At 69.4% G+C, this 3,106-nt stretch carries 3 protein-coding genes and 1 pseudogene; all 4 read right to left on the bottom strand.

The features are described from left to right. A pseudogene (locus HUK84_RS13560) lies at positions 1 to 662 on the bottom strand (hypothetical protein); the annotation flags it as partial. A 67-nt stretch (positions 663 to 729) separates the two neighbouring features. Next, complete coding sequence (hslO, locus tag HUK84_RS13555; protein ID WP_176640763.1) at positions 730 to 1,692, bottom strand: Hsp33 family molecular chaperone HslO; 963 nt, start codon at positions 1,690 to 1,692, stop codon at positions 730 to 732. 64 nt (positions 1,693 to 1,756) lie between these two features. Beyond that, positions 1,757 to 2,077 (bottom strand): hypothetical protein, encoded by a 321-nt coding sequence (locus tag HUK84_RS13550; RefSeq protein ID WP_176640762.1) that lies wholly within the window; start codon positions 2,075 to 2,077, stop codon positions 1,757 to 1,759. After that, positions 2,077 to 3,069: an ornithine carbamoyltransferase gene (argF, locus tag HUK84_RS13545; RefSeq protein WP_176640761.1), complete on the bottom strand. Its 993-nt coding sequence runs from the start codon at positions 3,067 to 3,069 to the stop codon at positions 2,077 to 2,079. The genes HUK84_RS13550 and argF overlap by 1 nt, the downstream gene beginning before the upstream one ends. Between the last annotated feature and the right edge of the window lie 37 nt (positions 3,070 to 3,106).

The following is a 3,106-nucleotide window of genomic DNA, read 5'->3' as shown; positions in this document are numbered from 1 at the left end:
ATGACCGGCGCGCCATAGGGCGCCGGCTCGGGCGTGGCGCCGGGCATGCCCAGCGATTGCTGCTGGATGGCGCCGGGCCCGGCACCCGCCGTATCGACCAGCCAGTCCGCCAGATGGTGGCGGACCTGGAACTCCAGTTCGATATTCATGTCCTTCATCATCTGCTTCGTCAGGTCGTACAGATGGGCCGGCGAGTCCGCGTTGCCGTTGCCGTCGCTGTCCCCCGATCCGGCGGAGAAGTCACGTCGGACATGGGCCTCGGCATAGCCGGTGCGTTGGCCGTTGGCCGAGACGATATCCAGATGCACGTCCATCTCGCCTTCCAGCGAACCGCCCGGCAGGTGCAGGATCGACGCGCGATCGATGGTGAACACCGCGCTGCCCGTGCTGCCTGCCGGCATCAGCCGGTCGGCCGCCATGCGCAGCAGCGCCTGGTCGGGCGGCGTGGGAGCATTGGCCGAGATGTCGCCGGGCACCGACCCCGGCACGCCGTTATCGACGGTGCTGATCGACGCTACGTTCAGGCGCAGTACCGACAGGTAATCATAGCGCAGCGGTGCGAAGCTGGTCGGTGGCGCCTCCTCGCACGCTGCCAGTGGCAGCAACGGGCATGCAAGCAGCAGCAGCATGGGCAACCGGGCAGTCCGGCGGGACGGGCGCATGGATGACCTCTCCAACGTAAGGCGCGACGGGGACGTAGGGGGAACGTGCCGCCCCCGGCCCGGCTGGTCAATCCGTCGCGGACGCCCCGCCGATCTCGGCCCGGCTGAAATGGAAGCTGAGATTGCAGAACTCGCAGCTCATGCTGATCGTTCCATTCTCGGCCATGTGGTCCAGGTCGTCGGTCGAGAACGTCTCCAGGATTCCCGACAGCCGCGCCCGGCTGCACCGGCAGCCGAAGGCCAGCGCCCGGGGGCGGTCGGCGCAGACATCCTCGGAATGGAACAGGCGATAGAGCAGGGCCTCGGGCGCCAGCGCATCGTCCAGCAATTCCGCCTCGGTCACCGTTTCCGCCAGGGTGGTGGCGGTCGCCCAGCTTTCCGCCGGGTCGTCGTCGGGCGTCGTTCGGGCGGCCAGCCCCCCTTCGGTGGCGATGCGCTCCAGGATCAGCGCAGATGCCCGCCAGCCGGCCGAAGTGCGCGCGCAGGCCAGACGGATCCAGCAATCGTGCTGCTCGCTGGTTTCGAAATAATGACCGGCCATGTCCGACAGCGATGCTCCGCGGATCTCGACGATCCCCTGGTGGATGTCGGTGTCGGGCCCCTGGTCGACGGTAAAGGCCAGATAGCCGCGCCCCAGCAGCCGCGAGGCGTCAGCATCCGGGTCGGACGCAGACAATGCAGCGATCCGCTGCGCGTCGGACCGGGCATGGAAGCGCAGCGCGCCGGCATGCGTGCAATCGGCCACCAGGAACGAGACCGGGCCGTCGCCACGCGCCTGCAGCGAGAAGGAGCCCTGGAATTTCAGCGCCGAGGCCAGCCCGCCGACCAGCGCCAGCGCCTCGCCCGCCAGGCGCAGGACGATCTCGGGGTGGTCGTGCCGGGCCAGCAGCGCATCGGTCAGCGCCCCCACCCGGACCAGCCGCCCGCGCACCGGCCGGCCGGCAAGATAGAAGGGCGTGACTCCCTGGGGAACCACCATGTCCGGCACGTCGGGCCGGTGCGTGTCGAGAAAGGCGGGCGTGTCGATCATACCATGTCCAGAAATGGGGCCATGCCCGGGGATGCGGGCATGCTTCGGGATGGAGAGGGCGGGATCAGATCCGGGCGCTGATCTCGGCCTCGACGGCCTCCAGCCGGGTTTCGAAGGCGCGCAGGATATCGGGGCGCAGCTTCTCCTTCGCGGCCAGCGCCTTCAGCAGCGCCTGCCGGCAGCGATCATGCCCCGCATCCAGGTCTTCGGTGCGCGGCGCGCCCGCCAGGCAGTCCAGATAGGCATTGCGCAGGATGGTCACGCCCGGCCCGCTGCACGGCAGGGTGGCGAAGGCGGCCTCGACGATCCCCTCGACCCACCCCGGCGTGGCCGGAACCTCCTCGGTGCTTGTGGGGCGCGCGGGGATCTGGGCCGGACCTGTCATCAGGGCTCTTCCTCTCCATAATCCTGCCATTGCGGGCCGCCCATGGCCCAGACCAGCAGCCCCTTCTGGGCATGCAGGCGATTTTCGGCTTCGTCGAATACCACCGATTGCGCGCCCTCGAACACGTCCTCGGTGACTTCCTCGCCGATATGGGCAGGCAGGCAGTGCATGAACAGGGCATCGGGTGCCGCCAGCGCCATCAGCGCCGCGTCGACGCAATAGGGCGCGAAGGCGACGCGGCGTTGTTCGGCGTCGCTGTCGGACATGCTGACCCAGGTATCGGTCAGCACGCAGTCGGCCCCGGTGACGGCCTGGCGCGGGTCGGTCGTCACCATGATGTCGGCACCGCCCTGCCGCGCCCAGGCCAGGGCGTTTTCCGACGGCGCATGGCTGGCCGGGGTGGCCAGGCGCAGCGCGAAGCCGAACAGCCGCGCCGCTTCGATGAACGAGGTGGCGACATTGTTGCCGTCGCCCACCCAGGCCAGGGTCCGGCCCGCGATCGGCCCGCGATGTTCCTCGAACGTCATGATGTCGGCCAGGATCTGCACCGGGTGGGAATCCGGCGTCAGCCCGTTGATGACCGGTACGCTGGACCAGCGTGCCAGTTCGCGCAGCGCTGTGGCGTCCCCGGTGCGCAGTACGATGGCATCGACGAAGCGCGACAGCACGCGCGCCGTATCGGCGATCGTCTCGCCCCGGCCCAACTGCATGTCGTTGGGTGACAGCAGGATGACGTCGCCGCCCAACTGCCGCATCCCGACCTCGAACGACACCCGGGTGCGCGTCGACGGCTTGGACAGCATCAACCCCAGCGCACGGCCCAGCAGCGGCTGGCGCGGATGCAGCGGCCGGGCGCGGCCGCGCTGCATCCGCTTGATGTGGCTGCCCAGATCCAGGATGGCGCGCAGCGTCGGACCGTCGAAATCGCGCAGATCCAGGAAATGCCGCGGCGGCGGCCCCGCCAGAAGCGGAGCGGAGGGCAGGGCATTCATGCCGCGGACTCCTCGGCCACGGACGTCTCGGCGGCCA

The sequence above is a fragment of the Nguyenibacter vanlangensis genome, from assembly GCF_013376155.1.
GTDB lineage: Bacteria > Pseudomonadota > Alphaproteobacteria > Acetobacterales > Acetobacteraceae > Gluconacetobacter > Gluconacetobacter vanlangensis.
This window is presented reverse-complemented; position numbering and strand designations above follow the sequence as displayed.